The following is a 2,478-nucleotide window of genomic DNA, read 5'->3' as shown; positions in this document are numbered from 1 at the left end:
AGCTGTACAAGGCGATGGAAAATACATTTATCATGACTTTATGTATAATAAATCAGGAGACTATGCCAGTAACTATGATATGGGGGAATTTCTTTACCGCTTACATTTTCTTGCTCAATTAAATGAAATTCCAATACGAATTGGAATTGCACCTGTAGCCTTACCCTTTTTCAAACAGTGAATAAATATAAAAATACGCTTTAAGAAACCAATGCTTCATTAGCGAATAACCATGGACTTACCCCATTTAGTGCTTTATGTGGATGATTGCTGTTGTAATCAATTTGCCACTCATAAGCTAATGCGTTAACTTGATTTATAGATTCAAATAAATACGCATCCAAAACGTCCTCTCTAAATGTACGATTGAAACGTTCAATATATGCATTTTGAGCTGGTTTGCCTGCTTGTATATATTGTATTTCAATTTCTTGTTCCTCACAAAAATCTTTGAAAATTTTAGAAATAAATTCTGGACCATTGTCTGTTCGTATACGTTTTGGTTTACCTCGATGAAGCAATACTTCTTTTATTTTTTGCACCAACCTAGTTGCAGGAATAGAATAATAAGCTTCGTTTAGTAAGGCTTCTCGATTAAAATCATCAATAATATTGATCACCCGAAACCTTCTTCCATTAGCTAAAGAATCGCTCATAAAGTCAATCGACCATGTATCATTAACCACTACTGGAACAGATAATCGCTCTTTAATTCTTGCTGGAAGGCGTCGTTTACGCTTAACTCTAAGCTTTAAATTAATATTACGATATACCCGAAGAACTCTTTTACGATTCCAGAGAAAACCTTCCATTCGAATTTTACCAAAATAAGTCTCAAATCCTCGTGTAGGATATCTCGAGGAGAGATCCATCAGTTTATCAATAACGACTTGATCATCTTTTTTATGAGCATAGTAATACATACTGCGACTCATACAAACAATTTTACAGGCTCTATGAATACTGATCCCTTCTGCTTCAATAACACCATCTGCCAGCTCTTTACGTTCACAGAGCTTTAGAGCTTTTTTTCGATTATATCTTTTAAAATACGGTGATCCAAGCTCAAATCTGCAAACATCCGCTTCAAACGACTATTTTCTTCTTGTAGTGCTTTTAATTCTTTCAAGTGTTGGGCATCCATACCACCGTACTTTTGCTTCCATTGATAAAATGTTGGTGCGGAAATACCATATTCTCTACAGATATCTTTTGTAGACTTACCGGATTCATATTCTTTTAGAATATTGACGATTTGATGCTCTGAAAATTTGCTCTTCTTCATAATGCTTAACAAACTAATTTAACATTTTTAATTGGTCTGAAAAACAGGGAAGTCTACCCACCATTCGGATATTTGATTGCAGGTATAACAGCTTTTCTGTTTTTATTTGCTTTAATCACAGGTCTACTTTTACATTGGGATAAAATAGCTTCAAACTTCTTTACCTTTCGTCCCTTTAATAAATGGAAAACAGTTTGGACAGATATGCATACTGCTTTAGGTGTTATTGGCTTTCCTTATCAATTTATGTTTGCAGTTACTGGAATTGTATTAATTATTAATACAGTTTTAATAACTCCTTTTGCAAATAATTTATACGATGGTAAAAAGGATCTCTTGTATGAAGATTTAGAAACAACGCATTCTTACCCTCTAGATTATAGCTATAATGATCTAAATATGGAATTTTCTTTCGACAAGTACCTGGTATTAGCAAAAGAGAAATGGCCAGATAGTGAATTCAAAAGGCTGACATTGAAGAATTATGGTGATGAAAATATGCATGCCATTATTGAGGTTGAACCGCATTACAATAAAAGATTCGCTGGCTCTGGTTTATTAGCGATTAAGGTTCTTGATGGTCAAGTGCTCGAAGAGAAATCAATGTACAACGATGTAACTTATATCAATAGAATACAAAGTTTATTATATCGTTTACATTTGGCTGATTTTGGTGGATATCCTGTTAAGGCTATTTACTTCGTTTTAGGACTTATGGGCTGCCTAGTAATTATTTCTGGTATTTTAATATGGTTGGTGGCCAGAGATAAAAATAATGTCATTCCCAGAAAAAGGAAATTCAATTTCTGGACAGCGAATGTGTTTTTAGCGGTATGTTTAAGCATGCTTCCTGTAACTGCAATTACTTTTATTGCTATAAAATTAAGTTCAACAGTTTCGCAGGATTTTATTTATAAGGTTTACTTCTGCACTTGGCTACTTTTTACAGTTTACTTTATATTTCGTAAAAACTTAAATAGAACAAATCGAGAAACATTATTTATGGGGGGTATAACCGCATTGTTAGTGCCAATTGTAAATGGTATAATTACAGGAAGCTGGTTTTTCAATAATTTTATTAACGGAAAAATAGATCTATTTGTTGTTGATTTTCTTTGGTTACTTTTGGGAATAATTAGTTTTATTGCTTTGTTGAAAATCAAAACTTATAAATTAAATTCCGAGGTGTATTA

At 32.9% G+C, this 2,478-nt stretch carries 4 protein-coding genes; 2 read left to right on the top strand and 2 right to left on the bottom strand.

The features are described 5' to 3' along the window. Positions 1 to 181, top strand: a 181-nt coding sequence (locus IPZ78_RS17110; protein ID WP_225555193.1) for a hypothetical protein, incomplete at its 5' end; no start/stop codon positions are given. A gap of 19 nt (positions 182 to 200) precedes the next feature. Here the strand turns inward: IPZ78_RS17110 and IPZ78_RS17105 are convergent. Together IPZ78_RS17105 and IPZ78_RS17100 are read right to left on the bottom strand one after the other, a co-directional pair. After that, positions 201 to 968 (bottom strand): IS3 family transposase, encoded by a 768-nt coding sequence (locus tag IPZ78_RS17105; protein WP_317197587.1) that lies wholly within the window; start codon positions 966 to 968, stop codon positions 201 to 203. 50 nt (positions 969 to 1,018) lie between these two features. Then, positions 1,019 to 1,285: a transposase gene (locus IPZ78_RS17100; RefSeq protein WP_225555192.1), complete on the bottom strand. Its 267-nt coding sequence runs from the start codon at positions 1,283 to 1,285 to the stop codon at positions 1,019 to 1,021. 72 nt (positions 1,286 to 1,357) lie between these two features. On the opposite strand from IPZ78_RS17100, the gene IPZ78_RS17095 reads away from it, so the two are divergent. Next, positions 1,358 to 2,478: PepSY-associated TM helix domain-containing protein (locus IPZ78_RS17095; RefSeq protein ID WP_225555191.1), on the top strand; the 1,121-nt coding region annotated here is incomplete at its 3' end.

This window comes from Sphingobacterium bovistauri, assembly GCF_020295405.1.
Classification (GTDB): Bacteria; Bacteroidota; Bacteroidia; order Sphingobacteriales; family Sphingobacteriaceae; genus Sphingobacterium; species Sphingobacterium bovistauri.
This window is presented reverse-complemented; position numbering and strand designations above follow the sequence as displayed.